The sequence below is a fragment of the Janibacter terrae NBRC 107853 genome, from assembly GCF_001591405.1.
GTDB classification, from domain to species: Bacteria; Actinomycetota; Actinomycetes; order Actinomycetales; family Dermatophilaceae; genus Janibacter; species Janibacter terrae.
This window is the reverse complement of the sequence record NZ_BCUV01000002.1, coordinates 226,104-246,070: the sequence shown is the minus strand read 5'-3', so window position 1 is coordinate 246,070 and position 19,967 is coordinate 226,104. Positions and strand designations below refer to the sequence as shown.

Annotated in this window: 20 protein-coding genes; 8 read left to right on the top strand and 12 right to left on the bottom strand. The window is 72.5% G+C overall.

The features are described 5' to 3' along the window. Position 1 precedes the first annotated feature (1 nt). Positions 2-1,027: a dipeptidase gene (locus tag JT1_RS01255; protein WP_068321740.1), complete on the bottom strand. Its 1,026-nt coding sequence runs from the start codon at positions 1,025-1,027 to the stop codon at positions 2-4. 199 nt (positions 1,028-1,226) lie between these two features. Here JT1_RS01255 and JT1_RS01250 point away from each other — a divergent pair, with 199 nt between their 5' ends. Then, positions 1,227-2,453, top strand: a complete 1,227-nt coding sequence (locus JT1_RS01250) for an extracellular catalytic domain type 1 short-chain-length polyhydroxyalkanoate depolymerase (protein ID WP_068321737.1) — start codon at positions 1,227-1,229, stop codon at positions 2,451-2,453. A gap of 27 nt (positions 2,454-2,480) precedes the next feature. Further along, positions 2,481-3,512 carry a P1 family peptidase gene (locus JT1_RS01245; RefSeq protein ID WP_068322478.1) on the top strand — a complete coding sequence of 344 codons (1,032 nt, stop codon included), beginning with the start codon at positions 2,481-2,483 and terminating at the stop codon, positions 3,510-3,512. Here JT1_RS01245 and JT1_RS01240 read toward each other — a convergent pair. Then, on the bottom strand, positions 3,496-4,473 hold the full coding sequence (locus JT1_RS01240) for a hypothetical protein (RefSeq protein WP_068321734.1): 978 nt from the start codon (positions 4,471-4,473) through the stop codon (positions 3,496-3,498). The two genes, JT1_RS01245 and JT1_RS01240, sit on opposite strands and share 17 nt — an antisense overlap. An 11-nt stretch (positions 4,474-4,484) precedes the next feature. Further along, positions 4,485-6,026 carry an IMP dehydrogenase gene (gene guaB, locus JT1_RS01235; RefSeq protein WP_068321731.1) on the bottom strand — a complete coding sequence of 514 codons (1,542 nt, stop codon included), beginning with the start codon at positions 6,024-6,026 and terminating at the stop codon, positions 4,485-4,487. A gap of 180 nt (positions 6,027-6,206) precedes the next feature. Here guaB and JT1_RS01230 point away from each other — a divergent pair, with 180 nt between their 5' ends. Both JT1_RS01230 and JT1_RS01225 read left to right on the top strand, forming a co-directional pair. Next, the gene (locus JT1_RS01230; RefSeq protein ID WP_068321728.1) at positions 6,207-6,509 is read left to right on the top strand and encodes a WhiB family transcriptional regulator; all 303 of its coding nucleotides are present in this window, start codon (positions 6,207-6,209) and stop codon (positions 6,507-6,509) included. A gap of 29 nt (positions 6,510-6,538) precedes the next feature. Further along, entirely contained in the window at positions 6,539-6,784 is a 246-nt protein-coding gene (locus JT1_RS01225) for an RNA-binding S4 domain-containing protein (protein WP_068321725.1), read from the top strand. Between the two features lie 39 nt (positions 6,785-6,823). Here the strand turns inward: JT1_RS01225 and JT1_RS01220 are convergent, their stop codons facing one another. Continuing rightward, positions 6,824-7,519, bottom strand: coding sequence for an aspartate/glutamate racemase family protein (locus JT1_RS01220; RefSeq protein ID WP_068322475.1), 696 nt, complete (start codon positions 7,517-7,519; stop codon positions 6,824-6,826). Between the two features lie 114 nt (positions 7,520-7,633). Between JT1_RS01220 and serA the strand changes: the two genes are divergently transcribed. Then, positions 7,634-8,836 carry a phosphoglycerate dehydrogenase gene (serA, locus tag JT1_RS01215; RefSeq protein ID WP_068321722.1) on the top strand — a complete coding sequence of 401 codons (1,203 nt, stop codon included), beginning with the start codon at positions 7,634-7,636 and terminating at the stop codon, positions 8,834-8,836. A 91-nt stretch (positions 8,837-8,927) separates the two neighbouring features. Here serA and groL read toward each other — a convergent pair whose 3' ends face one another. Then, complete coding sequence (gene groL, locus JT1_RS01210; protein ID WP_068321720.1) at positions 8,928-10,535, bottom strand: chaperonin GroEL; 1,608 nt, start codon at positions 10,533-10,535, stop codon at positions 8,928-8,930. A 98-nt stretch (positions 10,536-10,633) separates the two neighbouring features. After that, positions 10,634-10,930: a co-chaperone GroES gene (groES, locus tag JT1_RS01205; RefSeq protein WP_068321718.1), complete on the bottom strand. Its 297-nt coding sequence runs from the start codon at positions 10,928-10,930 to the stop codon at positions 10,634-10,636. 193 nt (positions 10,931-11,123) lie between these two features. On the opposite strand from groES, the gene JT1_RS01200 reads away from it, so the two are divergent. Next, positions 11,124-12,377 (top strand): THUMP-like domain-containing protein, encoded by a 1,254-nt coding sequence (locus tag JT1_RS01200; RefSeq protein WP_439645736.1) that lies wholly within the window; start codon positions 11,124-11,126, stop codon positions 12,375-12,377. A gap of 47 nt (positions 12,378-12,424) precedes the next feature. Then, a complete protein-coding gene (locus JT1_RS01190) occupies positions 12,425-13,714 on the top strand; it encodes a glycoside hydrolase family 3 N-terminal domain-containing protein (RefSeq protein WP_255218220.1) in 1,290 nt (429 codons plus the stop codon). 30 nt (positions 13,715-13,744) lie between these two features. Here JT1_RS01190 and tsaD read toward each other — a convergent pair whose 3' ends face one another. From tsaD to alr, 6 genes are read right to left on the bottom strand one after another with little or no spacing between them, the layout of a single operon-like run. Then, positions 13,745-14,824, bottom strand: coding sequence for a tRNA (adenosine(37)-N6)-threonylcarbamoyltransferase complex transferase subunit TsaD (tsaD, locus tag JT1_RS01185; protein ID WP_068321708.1), 1,080 nt, complete (start codon positions 14,822-14,824; stop codon positions 13,745-13,747). Continuing rightward, a complete protein-coding gene (gene rimI / locus JT1_RS01180; RefSeq protein WP_255218219.1) occupies positions 14,821-15,294 on the bottom strand; it encodes a ribosomal protein S18-alanine N-acetyltransferase in 474 nt (157 codons plus the stop codon). Before rimI ends, tsaD begins: the two co-directional genes overlap by 4 nt. Further along, positions 15,291-16,040 carry a tRNA (adenosine(37)-N6)-threonylcarbamoyltransferase complex dimerization subunit type 1 TsaB gene (gene tsaB / locus JT1_RS01175; protein ID WP_082807387.1) on the bottom strand — a complete coding sequence of 250 codons (750 nt, stop codon included), beginning with the start codon at positions 16,038-16,040 and terminating at the stop codon, positions 15,291-15,293. Before tsaB ends, rimI begins: the two co-directional genes overlap by 4 nt. Continuing rightward, complete coding sequence (gene tsaE, locus JT1_RS01170) at positions 16,037-16,519, bottom strand: tRNA (adenosine(37)-N6)-threonylcarbamoyltransferase complex ATPase subunit type 1 TsaE (protein ID WP_068321705.1); 483 nt, start codon at positions 16,517-16,519, stop codon at positions 16,037-16,039. Before tsaE ends, tsaB begins: the two co-directional genes overlap by 4 nt. After that, the gene (locus JT1_RS01165) at positions 16,516-17,658 is read right to left on the bottom strand and encodes an alpha/beta hydrolase (RefSeq protein ID WP_068321703.1); all 1,143 of its coding nucleotides are present in this window, start codon (positions 17,656-17,658) and stop codon (positions 16,516-16,518) included. Before JT1_RS01165 ends, tsaE begins: the two co-directional genes overlap by 4 nt. Continuing rightward, positions 17,658-18,866, bottom strand: a complete 1,209-nt coding sequence (alr, locus tag JT1_RS01160; protein ID WP_082807386.1) for an alanine racemase — start codon at positions 18,864-18,866, stop codon at positions 17,658-17,660. Before alr ends, JT1_RS01165 begins: the two co-directional genes overlap by 1 nt. Before the next feature lie 49 nt (positions 18,867-18,915). On the opposite strand from alr, the gene mgrA reads away from it, so the two are divergent. Next, entirely contained in the window at positions 18,916-19,959 is a 1,044-nt protein-coding gene (gene mgrA, locus JT1_RS01155) for an L-glyceraldehyde 3-phosphate reductase (protein WP_068321700.1), read from the top strand. Positions 19,960-19,967: the final 8 nt, after the last annotated feature.

The following is a 19,967-nucleotide window of genomic DNA, read 5'->3' as shown; positions in this document are numbered from 1 at the left end:
CCTACCGCACCTCGGTGGCCTCGAGGACCCGCAGCACGTTGCCGTGCGCGAGGGCCTCGAGGTCGCTGCGTGACCAGCCCCGCTCCCCCAGGGCCGCGAGCAGCCGCGGGTAGCTCGCGACGTCCTCGAGGCCGACCGGTGTCTCGTCGACGCCGTCGTAGTCGGCCCCGATGCCGACGTGCTCGATGCCCACGACCTCGCGCAGGTGCTCGAAGTGGGCGAGGACGTGCTCGGTGGTCGCCACCGGGTCGGGGACCACGTCGGTGCGTCCGAGGTCCACGTCGGCCCGGGCCTGGTTGACGAACTTGGGCACGACATTGGCCATGACGATCCCGCCGTTGCCGGGGATGCGCTCGAGGACGTCGTCCGGGACGTTGCGCGGGTGGTCGCAGATCGCGCGGGCGCCGGAGTGGCTGAACATCACCGGCAGGCGGGTCGCGTCGAGCGCGTCGTGCATCGTCTCGGCGCTCACGTGGGACAGGTCGACGACGATCCCGAGGTCGTTCATCCGCGCCACGACCTCACGACCGAAGTCCGTCAGCCCACCGTGGACGCGCTCGTCCGTGGCCGAGTCGGCCCACGGGGTGTTGTCGTTGTGCGTGAGGGTCATGTAGCGAGCCCCCCTGCCCGCGAAGGCCTCCAGCGTCTGGAGCGAGCCGTCGATGCAGTGGCCGCCCTCCATCCCGATGAGCGCCGCGTGCCTCCCCGCGTCCCACGCGGCCCGGACCTGCGCGGCGGTGCGCGCGGGGACCATCTCCTCGTAGCGCGCGCACATCGCCTCGACGAAGTCGATCTGCTCGTGCGTCGCGGCGACCGCCTCCGCGCCCTGCACCGTCGTCGGGACCCAGACCGACCACAGCTGCGCCGCGAGACCGCCCTCACGCATCCGGGGCAGGTCGGTGTGCAGGTGCGGCTGCGGCCGCGCGATGTCGCACGCGTCGAGGTCGTAGCCGGCCACCTCGCGGTGGTGCCACGGCAGGTCGTTGTGGCCGTCGAGGACGCGGATCGGGGTGCTGCTCGTCGTCATCGCTCCAGTCAACCACCGACCCACCACGCTCCCCGCACCTCGAAGGGTGGCCCCTCGCCACACGTGGACGCGCACCAGAGCGCCCCGACCAGGAGTGGGCAGGCGGCACATTGCCCCTCGCCCGCGCCGGCGACGAACGTGGCGGACACCCATGACACCGGCGTCAGCGTGGACGTCGGTGCACGACGAGGAGACACACATGCGTTCAGTGCGGTTGCTACTCGGATCGGTCCTGCTCGGCGGAGCCCTGGTGGGCGCCTCCTCGGTGCCGGCGACCTCGGCCCCGCCACCGGGCTCGTCGGCTGCGCTCGCGGCCGGGACGTTGACGCCGGTCACCGGCTTCGGCTCCAACCCCGGCAACCTGTCGATGTACGAGTACGTCCCCGCCGACCTGCCCGCAGGCGCGCCGACCGTCGTCGCGCTCCACGGGTGCACGCAGTCGGCGTCGGCGTACCACGTGGGCTCGGGCTGGTCGCAGCTGGCGGACGAGCACGGCTTCGCGGTGGTCTACCCGCAGACGTCGTCGGGCAACAACGCCAACTCGTGCTTCAACTTCTTCGAGGCGGCGGACACGACGCGTGGCCACGGCGAGGTCGCCTCGATCGCGCAGATGGTGCAGCACGCGCGCTCGAGCCACGGTCTGGGCAGCGACAACACCTTCGTCACCGGGCTGTCGGCCGGGGGCGGGATGACGTCTGCGGTGCTCGCGACCTACCCGGATCTCTTCGCGGGCGGGTCGGTCATCGCCGGTCTGCCCTACCGCTGCGCGACCTCGATGATCGACGCCTTCGGCTGCATGAACAACCCGCCGGACCGGACCCCGACGCAGTGGGGCGACCTCGCCCGGCAGGGCTTCCCCGGGTACTCCGGTGCGCGTCCCCGGGTGGCGGTCTGGCACGGCACCGCCGACTCGACGGTCGTCCCGGCCAACGCGCGGGAGCTCGTCGACCAGTTCACCGACGTCGCGGGGGTGGGCACGACGCCGACCGCCACGAGCAGCCTGCCCGGCGGCACGACCCGCACGTCCTACGGCGACGCCGTCGTGCGCTACTCGGTCCAGGGCATGGGCCACGGCACCCCTGTCGACCCGGGCACCGGACCGGAGCAGTGCGGCCAGGCCGGCGCCTACTTCCTCGACACCATCTGCTCGGCCAGGTACGACGCGGCCTTCTTCGGGCTGACCGACGCCGTCGACCCGGGCGACCCGAGCGACCCCGGAGACCCGGGCGACCCGGGCGACCCCGACCCGGAGCCGGGCGCGTGCATCACCTCGAGCAACTACACCCACACCGTCGAGGGGCGCGCGCACCAGAGCGGTGGCCTGACCTACGCCAACGGCTCGAACGACCCGATGGGCCTGTGGAACGTCTACACGACGACCGAGCTCGAGGAGACCTCGCCCGGGTACTGGGAGCTCGGCTGCTGAACCGCTCCGGGGTGCATGCTGGGGGCCATGCACCCCGGAGCGCACAATGCCATCACCGACGTCCCGGGCATCCGGGTCGGGCACGCCACCCGTGACGAGACCGACTGGCTGACCGGGACGACGGTCGTGGTCCCGCCGGTCGGCACCGTCGGCGGCGTCGACGTCCGCGGCGGCGGGCCGGGCACCAGGGAGACCGACCTGCTGGACCCGCGCAACCTCGTCGACGCCGTCGACGCGGTCGTGCTCTCCGGCGGCAGCGCCTACGGCCTCTCGACGGCCGACGGGGTCATGGCGGCCCTGGCGGACGAGGGCCGCGGCTGGCAGGTCGGCCGCCCCGGCGAGATCGTGCCGATCGTCCCCGCCGCGATCCTCTTCGACCTCGGACGCGCCGGGACCTGGCGCCACCACCCCGGCCCGGACGAGGGCCGGGCGGCCTACCTCGACGCGAGCGACGGCCCGGTGGACGAAGGGGGTGTCGGCGCCGGGACGGGAGCCCGTGCCGGCGGTCTGCGCGGAGGCATCGGGAGCGCCAGCCTCGTCCTCGACTCGGGGATCACCGTCGGCGCGGTGGTCGCGGTCAACGCGGTCGGCTCACCGCTCCTGCCGAGCGGTGAGCTCCTCGGCGCGCGTCACCTGCTCGACGGTGAGGTCGCCGTCCCGCAGCCGGATCCCGTTGCCGTGCAGGGCCACTGGGAGAGGCAGGCCGCTGAGGCGCGGGCCCTGCAGGCGGGCACGGCGACCACCCTCGCGGTCGTCGCGACCGACGCCACCCTCGACAAGGCCGGCTGCGCGCGGCTCGCCGGCGTGGCCCACGACGGCTTCGCGCGGGCGCTCTCACCGGTCCACACGGCCTTCGACGGCGACACGGTCTTCGCCCTGGCGACGGGTGGACGCCAGGGACCGACCCCCTTCGAGCTCGTGGCCCTGCAGACCGCGGCAGCCGACTGTGTGAGCCGGGCGATCGTGCGGGCGGTGCTCGCCGCGCGGACCGTCGACCGCACCGACGAGGGCGGGCTGTGCCTGCCCGGCTACCGGGAGACGATCAGTCGAGGAAGCTGACCACGTCGGTGACGTCCGACGACCCGCCGTCACCGTGACCGCTCGGGATGTGGTGCCTGAGCTCGTTCTTGCCGACCCACCCGAGCACGACGACGAGCGGCAGGCCGATCACGGTCACGACGATGAGCTCGCGGTCGACGAGACCGGTGAAGGCGACGATCGCGAGGAAGAATGCGGCGATGAAGGCGCTCATCCCCTGGAAGCCCGCGAGGTCGCTGCGTGACTCACGGGTGCCGAGCCAGCGGTGCCGCAGCAGGTCGTGCGCCCACATGAGCACCCAGCCGATCGGGAGGAGCAGGAAGCTCACCAGGGCCCACTCCCGGGGGAACTCCGGATCGAGCACGTCCAGGACGACCACGAGGACGACGGCGAAGGGGATGGAGGCGATCATGCACACCTTCGCCACCATCCGCAGCCGCTGCAGCGGCCGGGACCACCGTCCTGCCCGCACCGACGTGGGGATGCCCGGTCCGAGCTCCCGACGCCGCAGCGCGGCCGCACGCAGCTCCTCGGACGTCGGCTCCGGTCGCGGTGCCCGCGGGTGCGCCTGCTCGTGCCCGGCCTGCTCCTGCCGGTGGCGCTCCCGGATCCGCTCGTCGGCGGCCCAGCGCTGGGCGAGCCGCTCACGCTCGTGCGGTGGCGACCAGCGGTCGACCCGCAGCTCGTTGCCGGCGAGGTCGGTGTAGACCCGCTCGTCCTTGAGCTGGCGCCACGACGAGCGCAGCATCTCGCCGACGAGGAGCACGGTGCACAGCACGAACCAGACGGCGAAGGTGGGCCAGTGCGGGTCCGGCTCAGAGGTCCCCTCGAGGGGCATGCGGGTGAGCATCATCAGGGCGAAGGCCAGCACCCCCATGAGAGCGAGGGTCAGGACGAGGCCGACGAGCTGCTGCAGCCACCAGCCGGTGCCGATGCTCCGCGGTGCGCGCCAGTCCGGCCGCGACGTCGAGCTGTCCCCCATGACGCGACCCGTCAGCCGAGGCTGTAGTTGGGAGCCTCGACGATGCCCTGGATGTCGTGCGGATGGCTCTCCTTGAGGGAGGCGGAGGTGATCCGGACGAACTGCCCCTTCGCCTGCAGCTCGGGGATGGTGCCGGCACCGACGTAGAACATCGACTGGCGCAGGCCCCCGACCATCTGGTGGGCCACCTGGGCCAGGGTGCCGCGGTAGGAGACGCGGCCCTCGATGCCCTCGGGGACGAGCTGGTCGTCGCTGGTGACCTCGGCCTGGAAGTACCGGTCCTTGGAGAAGGACTTCTTGCCGCGGCTGCTCATCGCGCCGAGGCTGCCCATGCCGCGGTAGGCCTTGAACTGCTTGCCGTTGACGAAGATCAGCTCGCCCGGGCTCTCCTCGCAGCCGGCCAGGAGCGAACCGACCATGACGGAGTCGGCGCCGGCGACGAGCGCCTTGGCGATGTCGCCCGAGTACTGCAGCCCGCCGTCGGCGATGACCGGGACGCCGGCCGGCTTCGCGGCGAGGGAGGCGTCGTGGACCGCGGTGATCTGCGGGGCGCCGACGCCGGTGACGATGCGGGTGGTGCAGATCGAGCCCGGGCCGACGCCGACCTTGATCGCGTCGACACCCGTGTCGATGAACGCCTGGGCGCCCTCGCGGGTCGCGACGTTGCCGCCGATGACCTGGACGTGCCGGGTCGCCGGGTCCTTCTTGAGGCGCTCGACCATCTCGAGCAGGAGCTTGACGTGGCCGTGGGCGGTGTCGGCGACGAGGACGTCGACGCCCGCGTCGACGAGCGTCGTCGCGCGCTCCCACGCGTCACCGAAGTAGCCGATGGCAGCGCCGACGAGCAGGCGCCCCTGGGCGTCCTTGCTCGCGTCGGGGAACTGCTCGCTCTTGACGAAGTCCTTGACCGTGATCAGGCCCGCGAGCCGGCCGTCGCCGTCGACGATGGGCAGCCGCTCGCGCTTGTGCTGGCGCAGCAGCAGGGTCGCCGCCTCGTTGGAGATCCCCACGGGAGCGGTGATGAGCGGCATCGGGGTCATGACGTCGCGCACCAGCGTGGTCGACCACTCGGCGACCGGCGTGAAGCGCAGGTCGCGGTTGGTGATGATGCCGATGAGGACGTTGTCGCCGTCGACGACCGGCAGGCCCGAGACGCGGTACTCGCCGCAGCGCTGGTCCAGGTCGTCGAGGGTCGCGTCCGGACCGATGACGACCGGGTTGGTGATCATGCCGGTCTGGGTCCGCTTGACGAGGTCGACCTGGTAGGCCTGGTCCTCGATCGAGAGGTTGCGGTGGAGGACGCCGAGGCCACCCTGCCGCGCCATGGCGATGGCCATGCGGGACTCGGTGACCGTGTCCATGGCGGCGGAGATCAGCGGCGTCTTGATGGAGATCTCACGCGTCAGGCGCGTCGTCGTGTCGAGGTCGCCGGGAGCCAGCTCGCTGTACCCGGGGAGCAGCAGGACGTCGTCGTAGGTCAGACCGAGCTTGGCGAAGGGGTTCGGGGCCGCTGCCCCGGAGTCGTCAGGGGCGGGCGTTGCACCGAAATCCATCTCCCTATCCTAAGCCACCGCGCACACGCCCTCGGACGTGACCCTTTCCTGACGAACTCCCGCAATTCCGGGGCGAATCCATACCTTCCCGACCACCTGCGTTTGCGTTGCCGTCCTTAGGTTGGCAGCAGACAGGGGAGGCGTCGTCAGGGCCGCCCCAGGCACGGAGGTGGAGCAGAGATGGCGCACAACGACAAGGTGCCGGGTCCCGTGGCGGACCACTGGGAGTGGCAGTTCGAGGGCGCCTGCCGGGACACCGGCAGCGAGTCCTTCTACCACCCGGATGGTGAGCGCGGCGCCGCCCGACGCCTGCGGGACGCCGCTGCCAAGGAGATCTGCGCCAGCTGCCCGGTCGTCGCGGCCTGCGGCGAGCACGCGCTCGCCATCCGTGAACCCTTCGGCGTGTGGGGCGGCATGACCGAGGACGAGCGCCACGCCCTGCTGGCCGAGCGCGACATCGCCGCCGCCGGCCTCGCCGGCTGAGGCTCCCCTTCGCCGCCTAGGCTGGTGGGGTGAGCTCTCCCGCACCGGTCCACATCCGCGACGAGTCCATCCGTCTCGGCCAGCTGCTCAAGCTCGCCGGGCTCGTGGAGGACGGCGCCATGGCCCGTGAGGTCATCGCCGCGGGCGAGGTGAGCGTCGACGGCTCCCCCGAGACGCGCCGCGGCGCGCAGGTCCGGGCGGGCAGCGTCGTCGAGTTCGCCGGGCAGCAGGTCGAGGTCGTCACGGGCGAAGAAGAGGTCGACGTCCCCTGGTGACGGTCCCTGAGGAGGTTGCGCAGCAACCGTCTCGAAGGGTCAGCCCTCGGTGAGCATCCAGTCCAGCGCCCGGTCGACGTGGACCGCCGTCGTGTCGTGCAGCGGCACCGGGCAGTCGTCCTCCTCGATGAGCAGTCCGATCTCGGTCCCGGCCAGCACGACGCACTCGGCGCCGCGGTCGGACATCCCCTCCATGACGGCGCGCAGCTGGCGGCGCGAGCTGTCCTTGATGACCCCGTGGACGAGCTCCTCGTAGATGATCCGGTCGACCTCGGGGCGCTGCTGCTCCTCGGGCAGGATCACCTCGATCCCGCGCTGCTCGAAGGGGGTCGTGTAGAAGTCCCCCGCCATCGTCGTCGCGGTGGCGACGAGCCCGACCTTGCGCTGGTGCGAGGCCTCGACGCGGCTCGCGGTGGCCTTCGCGATGTGGAGGAAGGGGATGTCGACGGCCGCCTCGACCCGGTCGGCGACGGCGTGCATCGTGTTGGCAGCGAGGAGGAATCCTTGTGCGCCAGCGGCCTCCAGGCCGCGGGCGGCCTCGACGAGGGTCTGCGCCATGGCGTCCCAGTCGCCGGCGTTCTCGGCGTCGTCGATCGGCTGGAAGTCGACGCTGTGGATCAGGACGCGGGCGCTGTGCAGACCGCCCAGGCGCGCCTCCACCCCTTCGTTGAGACGGCGGTAGTACTCCGCCGTCGCAGACCAGCCCATACCGCCGATGACACCGAGGAGACGCATGGCCACACCCTAGCCAGCGAGCGCGCCGTCGTGGGGTCCGTTCCGCACGGTGGTGCGCGCCCGCATCGCGGGCGAGTGCCAGGTCACACCGCGGCCGGGCATACCCTGCAGGGCGTGAAGGTGCTGCTGCTCGAAAACATCCATGACGCTGCCCGCGAGGCCCTGACCGACGCCGGCTTCGACGTCGAGACCCGCTCCGGGGCCCTCGACGAGACCGAACTGATCTCCGCCCTCGAGGGCGTCGACCTGCTCGGCATCCGCTCGAAGACCAAGGTGACCCAGGCGGTCATCCAGGCCCGCCCCGAGCTCAAGGCGGTCGGTGCCTTCTGCATCGGCACCAACCAGATCGACCTCGACGCGGCTGCCCAGGCCGGCACGGTCGTCTTCAACGCCCCCTTCTCCAACACCCGCAGCGTCGTCGAGCTGGCACTGGGCGAGATCATCTCGCTGGCCCGCCACCTGACCGACAAGAGCACCGCCCTGCACGCCGGGGTCTGGGACAAGTCGGCGAAGGGGGCACACGAGGTCCGCGGCCGCACGCTCGGCATCATCGGCTACGGCAACATCGGCGCCCAGCTGTCGGTCGTCGCCGAGGCCTTCGGGATGCACGTCTCCTTCTACGACCTCGAGGACAAGCTCCCCCTGGGCAACGCCAAAAAGTGCGAGACCCTCGACGAGCTCCTCGAGACCTGCGAGACGATCACGCTCCACGTCGACGGCCGGGCGGGCAACGCCGGCAACTTCGGCGCCGCGCAGTTCGCCAGGATGCGCCCCCGCAGCCTCTTCCTCAACCTCTCGCGCGGTTTCGTCGTCGACCTCGAGGCACTGCGCGACAACCTGCTCTCCGGCCACATCGCCGGTGCCGCGATCGACGTCTTCCCGAGCGAGCCGAAGAAGGCGGGCGACGCCTTCGAGAACTGCCTGCAGGGCATCCCCAACGTCATCCTCACCCCGCACATCGGCGGTTCCACCGAGGAGGCGCAGCTCGACATCGGCCGCTACGTCTCCGGCAAGCTGCGTGACTGGGCGACCACCGGTGCCACGACGATGTCGGTCAACGTCCCGGCCGTCGCCGCCCCCGTCGCCCTGGGCGGCACCCGCATCCTCCACCTGCACCAGAACGTCCCCGGAGTCCTGGCCCGGGTCAACACGATCCTGTCCGAGGGCGACGTCAACATCGACAGCCAGCAGCTGAGCACCAAGGGCGAGTACGGCTACGCCGTCACCGACCTCGCGAGCAGCCTGCCCGCCGACACCGAGCAGCGCCTGCGCGAGCTTCCGGAGACCATCGAGGTCCGGGTCATCGTGACGGCCTGAGGCTGCACCCGCCCGGGGCAGTGCAGCGCCGGGCACGACGAAGGGGGCCACGCACCGGATGGTGCGTGGCCCCCTTCGTCGGATCAGGAGATCAGTGGGAGTGGCCGTGACCGTGGGTCTCGGGCTCCTCCTCCTTCTTCTCCACGACGAGCGTGTCGGTGGTGAGGACCATCGACGCGATCGACGCGGCGTTGATGAGCGCCGAGCGGGTGACCTTGACCGGGTCGATGACGCCCTGGCCGATGAGGTCGCCGTACTCGCCGGTCGCCGCGTTCAGGCCCTGGCCGGGGGCCAGCTCCTGCACCTTGGCGACGGCGACGTAGCCCTCGAGGCCGGCGTTCTCGGCGATCCACCGCAGGGGCTCCACAGCGGCCTTGCGCACGATGTTGGCGCCGACCTTCTCGTCGCCCTCGAGCTCGATGCCGTCCAGGACGGCGACCGCGTGGGCGAGCGAGGAGCCACCGCCGGCGACGATGCCCTCCTCGATGGCCGCGCGGGTCGCGGAGATCGCGTCCTCGATGCGGTGCTTCTTCTCCTTGAGCTCGACCTCGGTGTGGGCACCGACCTGGATGACGCAGACGCCACCGGCGAGCTTGGCGAGGCGCTCCTGGAGCTTCTCGCGGTCCCAGTCGGAGTCGGTGCGCTCGATCTCGGCCTTGATCTGGTTGACCCGGCCGGTGACGTCCTCACCGTTGCCCTGGCCGTCGATGATCGTCGTGTTGTCCTTGGTGACGACGACGCGACGGGCCTGGCCGAGGTCCTCGAGACCGGCCTGGTCGAGCTTGAGGCCGACCTCCTCGGCGATGACCTGACCACCGGTGAGGATCGCCATGTCCTGCAGCATCGCCTTGCGACGGTCGCCGAAGCCGGGGGCCTTGACGGCCACGACGTTGAAGGTGCCGCGGATCTTGTTGACGACGAGCGTGCTCAGGGCCTCGCCGTCGATGTCCTCGGCGATGATGAGCAGCGGCTTGCCGGACTGGACGACCTTCTCCAGCACGGGCAGCACGTCGGCGATCGTGGAGATCTTGCCCTGGTTGATCAGGACGTAGGCGTCCTCGAGGACGGCCTCCATGCGCTCGGGGTCCGAGACGAAGTACGGGCTGATGTAGCCCTTGTCGAACTGCATGCCCTCGGTGAAGTCGAGCGAGGTCTCGGCGGTCGAGGACTCCTCGACGGTGATGACGCCGTCCTTGCCGACCTTGTCGAAGGCCTCGGCGATGATCTCGCCGATGCCCTGGTCCTGGGCGGACAGGGAGGCGACCTGGGCGATCTCGTCCTTGCCCTCGACCTCACGGGCGTTCTCGAGCAGGCGGGCGGCGACGGCCTCGACGGCCTGGTCGATGCCGCGCTTGAGGCCGGACGGTGCGGCACCCGCGGCGACATTGCGCAGGCCCTCGCGGACCATGGCCTGGGCGAGGACGGTCGCGGTCGTGGTGCCGTCACCGGCGACGTCGTTGGTCTTGGTCGCGACCTCCTTGGCGAGCTGGGCGCCGAGGTTCTCGTACGGGTCCTCGAGCTCGATCTCCCGGGCGATCGTCACGCCGTCGTTGGTGATGGTCGGCGCGCCCCACTGCTTGTCGATGACGACATTGCGGCCCTTGGGGCCGAGCGTCACCTTGACGGCGTTGGCGAGCTGGTCGACGCCGCGTTGGAGGGCGTCACGGGCGGAGTCGTTGAACTCCAGTTCCTTGGCCATGTCTGTCCTTTGGTTCTACGAAGGGGGAAGAAGCGACGCCCCGGAGGGACCCGGGAGGGCCCGCACCCGGGGCGTGCGCTGCAAGCGGAGAGAGGTCGTCAGGAGACGATCGCGAGGACGTCGCGGGCGGAGAGGATCAGGTACTCCTGGCCGCCGTGCTTGATCTCGGTGCCGCCGTACTTGGAGTAGATGACGCGGTCGCCGACGGCGATGTCCATGGGGATGCGCTCGTCGCCGTCCTCGTTGAAGCGGCCGGGGCCGATCGCAACGACCTCGCCCTCCTGCGGCTTCTCCTTGGCGGTGTCCGGGATGACGAGGCCGGAAGCGGTGGTCTGCTCGGCCTCGACGGCCTGGACGACGATGCGGTCCTCGAGCGGCTTGATGGAAACCGACACGGTGACTCCTTAGTGAAGTGAGGGTCGTGAGTATGAGTTCTGGCGTGCCGGGCCGGGCGCCGTCGCGGGGGTCGACCAGCCGTGGCATCTGGCACTCGCCGAAGGTGAGTGCCAAGGGCAAATCTAGGCACCCGGCTGGCACTCGGTCAACCTGAGTGCCAATGTGCGGTGCGGGACGTCGCGACCGTGGACAATGCCGCCTGTGGACATCCAGACCGTGCGTTGGCTCGCCTCCCCGGAGGGCCATGCCCGGCTGCACGAGCTCCCCGCCTACCGCGAGGCCGACGCCGTGACCACCGCGGCCCGGTTGCGGTCCGAGGGCCTGGCACCCGAGCACGCCGCCGGGCTGCTGACCCAGAAGCGCCTGCAGGACAAGGCGAAGGACAAGTTCGGCGAGTTCGCCGAGGGGATGCTCTTCACCCCCGACGGGCTCGAGCAGGCCAGCCGTCTCGAGGTCGCCGCGACCCACGCGGGGCGCTTCGCGGCGGCCAGCCTCGCGACGGTCCACGACCTCGGCTGCGGCATCGGCTCGGACGCGATGGCGATGAATGCCCTCGGGGTCACGGTCCACGGCGTGGACGCCGACCCCCTCACCGCGGCGATCGCCGACGTCAACCTCCGCCCGTGGCCGGACAGCCGCGCCCGGCCGGGCGTCGCCGAGGACTTCGAGGCACCGATCGACCCGCTCCACTCCCGCGTGGGCGTCTGGCTCGACCCCGCCCGCCGCACCCCCGGGCACACAGACCGCACCGGCCGCACGCGCCGGGTCTTCCGCCTCGACGAGATCTCGCCGTCGTGGGAGTTCGTGCTGTCCGTCGCCCGTGACGTGCCGGCGACGGGCGCCAAGCTCAGCCCCTCGCTCCCCCACGACATCCCGCCGCTCGGCACCGAGGCGCAGTGGACCTCGTGGCAGGGGACGGTCCTGGAGTGCGCCGTGTGGTGGGGGCCTCTCGTCAAGGAGGCCGGCCGCAGCGCGCGGATCCTGCGCAAGGACGCCCCGCCCGTCGAGGTCGACCAGCGCACCTGCGAGGACGACCCCGACGTCGCCGGTTCGCTCGCCGACCTCGGGCCCTGGCTCTACGAGGCCGACCGGGCCGTGACCCGCGCGGGGCTCATCGGCACCGTGACCGGCGCCGTCTCGGGCCGCGAGCTCGAGGCCGGCCTCGGGTACGTGAGCAGCGACCGCGCGCTCGACCTCGGGCACGCGCGCCGCTACGAGGTGCTCGAGGCGATGCCCTTCTCCGTCAAGGGGCTGCGAGCGTGGCTGCGTGAGCGCGGCGTCACCGGCCTGACCGTCAAGAAGCGCGGCATCCGCCTCGACGAGGACCAGCTGCGCAAGCAGCTGAAGATCGGCCGCGGCGCCGGCAGCGGCGACAGCGCGACCATCGTCCTCACCCGCGTCGGCGGCACCCAGGCGGTCCTCGTCGTGCGGCCGGCCGGGGCCTGAGTCCCGGGATCACGTCCCCTTCGCCCGCCCCGGGTAGCCTGCAGGGCATGCCGCGTCGAGCCACCCACCTGACCCGCGCCACCGCCGCCGTCGCCGCGCTCACCCTCGTGGGATGCGGCTCCGACCCGGGTGACGAGGCGTCCAGCCCGACCTCGAGCACCTCCTCGAGCACCTCCTCGGGCACCTCCTCGACGAGCCGGTCGACCTCGGCGACGGCCTCCCCTTCGTCCCCGTCCTCGAAGAAGACGTCGTCCTCGACCTCGACCACGACGAGCGCGTCCGGCCCGGCCGCGAGCTCCTGCGTGGCCTCCGTCCGGGACGCGATGACCCCGACCCAGCAGGCCGGCCAGCTGCTCATGGCAGCGATGCAGCCGGGACCGGCGACCGGTCTCGACGGTCCGATCGGGCAGCAGGGTCTCGGCTCGATGCTCTACCTGGGCGGGTGGCAGGACTCTGGCACCGTCGCGGCGGCGAGCGCGCACCTGCAGGACGTCTCCCCGACCGTCGACGGCACCAAGGTCGGCATGCTCGTCGCCGCAGACCAGGAGGGCGGCGAGGTCCAGCAGCTCACGGGCGCAGGCTTCACCGAGATGCCCTCCGCCCTCGAGCAGGCCCGGGACCCCGACCTGCGGGCCTCCGCCAAGGCCTGGGGCGCGGAGCTCGCTGCGGCCGGGGTCAACGTCAACCTCGCCCCCGTCGCCGACACCGTCCCCGCCGAGATCGGTCGCGCCAACCAGCCGATCGGCAGGTGGGGCCGCCAGTACGGCTCGACCCCGGCCGCGTCGAGCGCCGGGGCGGAGGACTTCGCGCGCGGCATGCAGGACGCGGGCGTGGAGCCGACCGTCAAGCACTTCCCGGGCATCGGTCGCATCACCGGCAACACCGACCTCTCCGCGACCGGCATCACCGACTCCACGGCGACGACGACGGACCCCTACCTCGCCCCCTTCGCCGACAACATCGAGGGCGGGACCAGGATCGTCATGGTCGGCTCCGCGCACTACTCCAGGATCGACGGCGAGACGCCCGCGCTGTTCTCGAAGAAGATCGTCGACGGCATGCTCCGCGAGGACCTGGGCTTCGACGGGGTCGTCATCACCGACGACGTCGGCGCGGCCAAGGCGGTCGCCGCGACCCCGGTCGGCGCGCGCGCCACGAAGTTCATCGCCGCCGGCGGGGACATCGTCCTCACCGCCGACCCGGGCCAGGTCCCGACGATGGTCTCGGCGATCGAGGGCACGGCGAAGGGGGACCCGGCCTTCGCGCGGCAGGTCACCGCCTCGGTCACCCGCGTGCTGACGCTCAAGGAGGACATGGGTCTGCTGCGCTGCGGCTGACCGGCGCGCACCCCCGCACCGCTCCTCCGGTCAGTGCGCGTGGTCGTGGTCGACGTGCACCGGCAGGCCGGTGCTCACGTCGGTCACCGGTAACGAGCTGTCGGCGGGCAGCGACAGGTCGCTCGCGGGACGCCCCTTGAGCATCATCTGGGCACCGAGGCTCGCGACCATCGCGCCGTTGTCGGTGCACAGCCCCGGCCGCGGGACACGCAACGCGATCCGGGCGTCGTCGCAGCGCTGCTGTGCCATCGCCCGCAGGCGCGAGTTGGCGGCCACGCCGCCACCGATCTGCAGCGCTGCGACGTCGTGCTCGCGGCAGGCGAGGACCGCCTTGCGGGTCAGCACGTCGACGACAGCCTCCTGGAAGGAGGCGGCGACATCGGCGACCGGGACCTCGCGGCCGGCGGCCCGCTCGGTCTCGACCCAGCGCGAGACGGCGGTCTTGAGCCCCGAGAAGGAGAAGTCGAACCGGTGGCGCTCCATGTCCTTGCGCGTCGACAGCCCGCGCGGGAAGTCGATGGTGATCTGCCCATCACCCGCGGCGCGGTCGATGTGCGGCCCTCCGGGGAAGGGCAGGCCGAGCACGCGCGCGACCTTGTCGAAGGCCTCCCCCGCCGCGTCGTCGATCGTCGCGCCGAGGCTGCGGATGTCGTGGGTGACATCGGGGACGAGCAGCAGCGAGGAGTGGCCGCCGCTCACGAGCATCGCCAACGTCGGCTCGGGCAGCGGCCCGTGCTCGACGATGTCGACCGCGACGTGGCTCGCGAGGTGGTTGACGCCGTAGAGCGGGACGCCGAGCGCGAGCGCCAACGCCTTGGCCGAGGCCACCCCGACCATGAGGGCGCCGGCCAGGCCGGGGCCGGCGGTGACGGAGATGCCGTCAAGGTCGCCGAGCGCGACGCCGGCCTCGCGGCAGGCCCGCTCGATCGTCGGGACCATCGCCTCCAGGTGCGCGCGGGAGGCGACCTCGGGCACGACCCCGCCGAAGCGCGCATGCTCGTCGACGCTCGAGGCCACGGCGTCGACGAGCAGCTCCTCGCCGCGGACGATGCCGACGCCGGTCTCGTCGCACGACGTCTCGATGCCGAGGACGAGTGGCTGGCTGCTCATGACTGCCTCCCGAGGTCGAGGGCGAGGACGAGCGCGTCGACCCCACCCGCGTAGTAGCCACGACGGGTCTGCAGCAGCTCGAACCCGCGTGCGGCGTACAAGCGGCGGGCGGCCGCGTTGTCGGCGCGCACCTCGAGGAGGAGGCGCTCGGCGCCCGCGGCGCGGGATCGCTCGACGAGCTCCTCGAGCAGTCGTCGGCCGAGGCCCGTGCCCCGGGCGCGCGGCAGCGTCGCGATCGTCATGAGGTCGCTGACCTCACCGCCGTGGTCGAGCCCGGCGTACCCGGCGATGCCCTCGTCGTCCTCGGCGAGCAGGTACTCGCGCCGTGGCCGCCCGGCGAGCTCGCCCCACCACGAGGCCTCGGACCAGGCCTCGGTCCCGAAGAGGTCGACCTCGTGCCCGGCGAGCTCGGCGAGGTCCTGCCAGCGCACCTCCCGCAGGACGAAGGGGGTCTGCGTCACCGTGGTCACTGGTCCGCCTCCCCGCGCCGCGGCTCACCTGACGACCCACGGCCCACCTGCCGCAGCGGGCGCTGCTGCTGGAGGGGCGGGGCGGCCAGAGAGGGCTTCGGGGGCGCCGGCGCGACGGCGTCCGGGCGGCGCAGGTAGAGGGGCTCGACGGGCATGTCGTCCCCGGCGGCGAGCCTCGTGACCGCGAGGGTCGCGAGGACGCCCGCGTCGACGTCGAGCAGGTCGCTGGCGTGGGGCAGCAGCTCGGGGTAGAGCAGCGGTCCACGACCGACGGTGGGCAGGGCGCGGACCTCCTCGGGCAGGTCGGCCGGGCGGGTCACGCTGGGGTCGTCGATCGCGGTGGCCGTCCCTGCGGCACACCGGTACCGGGCCCAGTAGACCTCCTTGCGCCGCGCGTCGGTCGCGACGAGCAGCAGGCCCTCGTGACCCTCGACGGCGGCAGCCGCAGCCAGGGCGTCGAGGGAGCAGACCCCGTGGACGCTGATCCCGCGGGCGTGGGCGAAGGTCACGGCGGTGACCAGTCCGACCCGCAGCCCGGTGAAGGGTCCCGGGCCGGTCCCCACCGCCACGTGGGTGATGTCGGCGGTCGTGGCGCCGGCCGCGGCGAGGGTCTCGGCGACGAGGGGCGCGAGCAGCTCGGTGTGCCGGCGCGGGTCGAGCACCGACCGGGTCGCGAGCGCCTGCGCGCCGTCGTGCACGGCGACGGTGATCGCCGAGGTCGCGGTGTCCAGCGCGAGCAGTCTCATGCGTCTCCCCCTTCGTCCCGCAGGAGGGACTCGACATCGGTCCCGGCCCAGCGCGGGCCGACGGCCAGCACGTCCAGCCGGCGCGACTCGGTGGCCGGGTCGGCGACGAGGGTCAGCTCGAGGCGGTCGTCAGCGAGCCCCTCGGCGAGGCCGGCGCCCCACTCGACGACGGTGACTGCCTCGTCGAGGTCGGCGTCCAGGTCCAGGCCGTCGAGCTCCGCGGCGCCGCCGAGACGGTAGGCGTCGACGTGGACGAGCTCGGGCCCGTCACCGAGGGGCGGGTGCACCCGCGCGATGACGAAGGTCGGGGAGGTCACCGCGCCGCGGACACCGAGGCCCTCGCCGAGGCCACGCGTCAGGGTCGTCTTGCCGGCGCCGAGGCCACCGGTGAGGACGACGAGGTCACCGGCACGCAGCAGGCGCGCCAGCCGGCGGCCGAGCGCGACCGTCGCGTCGGTGTCCGGGAGGACCAGGCTCACGTGCGGGCCACCTCGTCGACGGCCCCCTTCGCCCGCTTGGCGTCGCGCGCCGCGTCGTCGCCACGGGTGCGCTCGAGCAGACCGAAGATCGCGTCCGTGACCGGACCGGGCCGCTCGAGGTAGAGGATGTGCCCGACGCCGGGGACGACGACGTGCTCCGCGGTCGGCAGCGCCTCGGCGAGCGCGACGCTGTGCTCGGGCGGGGTCATCTTGTCCGCGGACCCGGCGACGATGAGGACCGGCGTCTCGCGCAGACCGGGCAGCGAGGCGCGGATGTCGAGCTCGTCGAGCTCGGGCAGGAAGGCGCCGATCGTCTCCAGCCGGGTACCGAAGACCATCGTGGCGACCTTGCGCAGCAGCTCCTTGGGCACCGGCTGGCCGAAGGCGTAGTACTGCACGAGCCGCTCCTCGATGGCGCGCCCCCCGAGCCGCAGCCCGCCCCAGACGGCCTCCTGGTCACCGAGCCGTCCGAGGAACCCGGGGCCGAGGCGCGCGATGATCCGGTCGAAGACCTGACCGAGGCCCAGCCGGACGAGGCTGTCGCCGCCCGCGCTCGTCGCGATGAGCGCGGCGCCGGCGACGCGGGCCCGGGTGTACTGCTGGTACCGCCCGGCGAAGCTCATGATCGTCATGCCGCCCATGGAGTGGCCGACGAGGACGAGCTGGCCCTCGGGCGTCGTCGCGTCGAGCACCGCCCGCAGGTCCATGGCGAGCTGGTCGATGGTGCACCGCTCGAGCTCGCCGACCTGCGAGGCGCCGTGGTTGCGCTGGTCGTAGCTCACGACGCGGTAGCCGGCGTCGACGAGGGCGCGACGCTGGTGCACCCACGAGCTGAGGTTCAGCACGAAGCCGTGGATGAGCACGACCGTCGGGCCGTCCTGCGGGCTCCAGCCCTTCGGCTCGTCGATCTCGGCGTGCAGCACGAGGCCGTCGTTGGCCGGTACCGCGACGTACTTGTCCGTGGCGAAGGGGAAGACGTGCACCTTGTCGGCGCTGGTCACCGCGTGGACCCGGGACCGTCGGGCGACGGACCTGCCGGCGAGGCCGGCCCCGGCGAGCGCGATGCCGCCGACGGCCGCAGCCGCCAGACCGATCCCGGTCGCCGCGGTCCTGCCGAGGCCGGTGCGTTGCTCGTCCATCACGACTCCTCCAGGTAGCGGCGCGGGACGCGGGGCCCGAGCCGGGTGACGATCTCGTAGTTGATCGTGCCGATGGCCGCGGCCCAGTCCTGCGCGGTCGGCTCGCCGGCGGCCTCGCGGCCGATGAGGACGACCTCGTCGCCGGCCGCGGCCGGGTTGTCGGCACCGAGGTCGAGCACCACCTGGTCCATGCACACGCGCCCGGCGATGGTGTACCGACGCCCGTGCACCTGCATCGGGCCGACGCCCGAGGCGTGCCGCGGGATCCCGTCGGCGTAGCCCAGCGGCACGAGGCCCAGGCGGGTCTCCGCCGGTGTCACGTACTGGTGCCCGTAGGAGACGCCCTGACCGGCCGGGCAGTCCTTCACGGCGATGAGCCGCGCGGTGACCCGCATGGCCTCGCGCAGGCCGAAGTGCGTCGGCCCCCCGATGTCGGGCACGGGGCTCAGGCCGTAGATCGAGATGCCGGGCCGCACCATGTCGAGGTGCGCCGAGGGGTTGGTCAGGGTCGCCGCCGAGTTGGCGAGGTGGCGCAGGCGCGGGCGCAGCCCGACGCGGTCGGCGTCGGCGAGCACCGCGGCGAAGGTCTCCTGCTGCGCCCGCACCGTCGGGTGGTCCGGCGCGTCGGCAGAGGCGAAGTGGGAGAAGATCCCCTCGACGTCGACGACGCCCTCCGCCTCGAGCCGGGCGGCGTCGACGAGCATGGCGGCGAGGTCCTCGCCCCAGGCACCGCCACGGCCCAGGCCGGTGTCGACCTTGAGGTGGATCCGCGCGGTCGTGCCGAGCGAGCGGGCGGCGGCGGCGATCTCGGCGAGCGCCCAGGGGGCGCCGGCGGAGAGGGTGAGGTCCTCGCGGATGGCACCCGAGAGGTCAGCTCCCGGCGGGTAGAGCCAGGTGAGGATCGGCGCGCTCACGCCGGCGGCACGGGCGGCGCGGGCCTCCGCGAGCTGGGCGACCGCGAGGTAGGTCGCTCCTCCGGCGAGGGCGGCCCCGGCGACCGGCACGAGGCCGTGCCCGTAGGCGTCGCCCTTGATGACCGCCATGACGTCCGCGTCGCCGGCGAGGCGGGAGAGCTGGGCGACGTTGTCACGGATCGCCGTGAGGTCGATGTCGGCCCACGCCGACAGACCGACCGTGGACGCCCCCTGCGGCAGGACGGAGGGGGTCGCGACGGACGGGAGCTCGGGGTGCGGGGTCGACAGGTCCATGGGGCTTCCGGACAAGTCTAGGTCGCGCCGGCGGGGCAGGATGGGAGGCATGACGTACCGCACTGACGACTACCAGGCCGATGGCACCCGCTACGACGGGACGGACTACCGCCGCTGCGGACGCTCCGGGCTGGTGCTGCCCCCGATCTCGCTGGGTCTGTGGCACAACTTCGGCGACGCCGAGCCGCTGGAGACCCAGCGCGCGGTGCTGCGACGCGCCTTCGACCGCGGCGTGACGCACTTCGACCTCGCCAACAACTACGGCCCGCCGTACGGGGCGGCCGAGCGCAACTTCGGGACGATCTTCGCGCAGGACCTGCGGCGCTACCGCGACGAGCTGGTCCTCTCGACCAAGGCCGGCTGGGACATGTGGCCCGGGCCCTACGGGCAGGGCGGCGGCTCGCGCAAGTACCTGCTCGCCTCCCTCGACCAGTCGCTGGAGCGGATGGGGGTGGACTACGTCGACATCTTCTACAGCCACCGCTTCGACCCCGACACGCCCCTCGAGGAGACGATGGGCGCCCTCGACGCCGCCGTCCGCAGCGGCAAGGCGCTCTACGTCGGCATCTCCTCCTACGGCCCCGAGCGCACCCGAGAGGCGCACGCGATCCTGCGGGAGATGGGCACGCCCCTGCTCATCCACCAGCCGTCGTACTCGATGATCAACCGCTGGATCGAGGACGAGCTGCTCGACACGGTCGACGAGCTCGGCATCGGCACGATCGCCTTCACCCCGCTCGCGCAGGGGTTGCTCACCCACAAGTACCTCGGCGGCATCCCGGCCGACTCCCGGGCCGCGCGCGAGGGCACCGGCATCGTCGACCAGCTGACCGAGGACAACCTCGCGCGTATCCGTGCGCTCGACGAGATCGCGCAGGGGCGCGGGCAGACGCTCGCCCAGATGGCCCTGGCGTGGGCGCTGCGCGACCGGCGCGTCACCTCGCTGCTCGTCGGCGCCCGCACCGTCGAGCAGCTCGACGACAGCCTCGACGCGATGGAGCGCCCGGACTTCACGGACGAGGAGCTGCGGCGGATCGACGAGCACGCCGTCGACGGCGGGGTCAACTGGTGGGCGGAGTCCGCGCAGGGCTGATCGCGAGG

Bases quoted from the DNA above. Each gene is read 5' to 3' on its own strand.
- JT1_RS01255 (WP_068321740.1), bottom strand. From the start codon at position 1,027: ATGACGACGAGCAGCACCCCGATCCGCGTCCTCGACGGCCACAACGAC.
- JT1_RS01250 (WP_068321737.1), top strand. From the start codon at position 1,227: ATGCGTTCAGTGCGGTTGCTACTCGGATCGGTCCTGCTCGGCGGAGCC.
- JT1_RS01245 (WP_068322478.1), top strand. From the start codon at position 2,481: ATGCACCCCGGAGCGCACAATGCCATCACCGACGTCCCGGGCATCCGG.
- JT1_RS01240 (WP_068321734.1), bottom strand. From the start codon at position 4,473: ATGGGGGACAGCTCGACGTCGCGGCCGGACTGGCGCGCACCGCGGAGC.
- guaB (WP_068321731.1), bottom strand. From the start codon at position 6,026: ATGGATTTCGGTGCAACGCCCGCCCCTGACGACTCCGGGGCAGCGGCC.
- JT1_RS01230 (WP_068321728.1), top strand. From the start codon at position 6,207: ATGGCGCACAACGACAAGGTGCCGGGTCCCGTGGCGGACCACTGGGAG.
- JT1_RS01220 (WP_068322475.1), bottom strand. From the start codon at position 7,519: ATGCGTCTCCTCGGTGTCATCGGCGGTATGGGCTGGTCTGCGACGGCG.
- groL (WP_068321720.1), bottom strand. From the start codon at position 10,535: ATGGCCAAGGAACTGGAGTTCAACGACTCCGCCCGTGACGCCCTCCAA.
- JT1_RS01200 (WP_439645736.1), top strand. From the start codon at position 11,124: ATGCCGCCTGTGGACATCCAGACCGTGCGTTGGCTCGCCTCCCCGGAG.
- JT1_RS01190 (WP_255218220.1), top strand. From the start codon at position 12,425: ATGCCGCGTCGAGCCACCCACCTGACCCGCGCCACCGCCGCCGTCGCC.
- tsaD (WP_068321708.1), bottom strand. From the start codon at position 14,824: ATGAGCAGCCAGCCACTCGTCCTCGGCATCGAGACGTCGTGCGACGAG.
- tsaB (WP_082807387.1), bottom strand. From the start codon at position 16,040: ATGAGACTGCTCGCGCTGGACACCGCGACCTCGGCGATCACCGTCGCC.
- JT1_RS01165 (WP_068321703.1), bottom strand. From the start codon at position 17,658: ATGGACGAGCAACGCACCGGCCTCGGCAGGACCGCGGCGACCGGGATC.
- alr (WP_082807386.1), bottom strand. From the start codon at position 18,866: ATGGACCTGTCGACCCCGCACCCCGAGCTCCCGTCCGTCGCGACCCCC.
- mgrA (WP_068321700.1), top strand. From the start codon at position 18,916: ATGACGTACCGCACTGACGACTACCAGGCCGATGGCACCCGCTACGAC.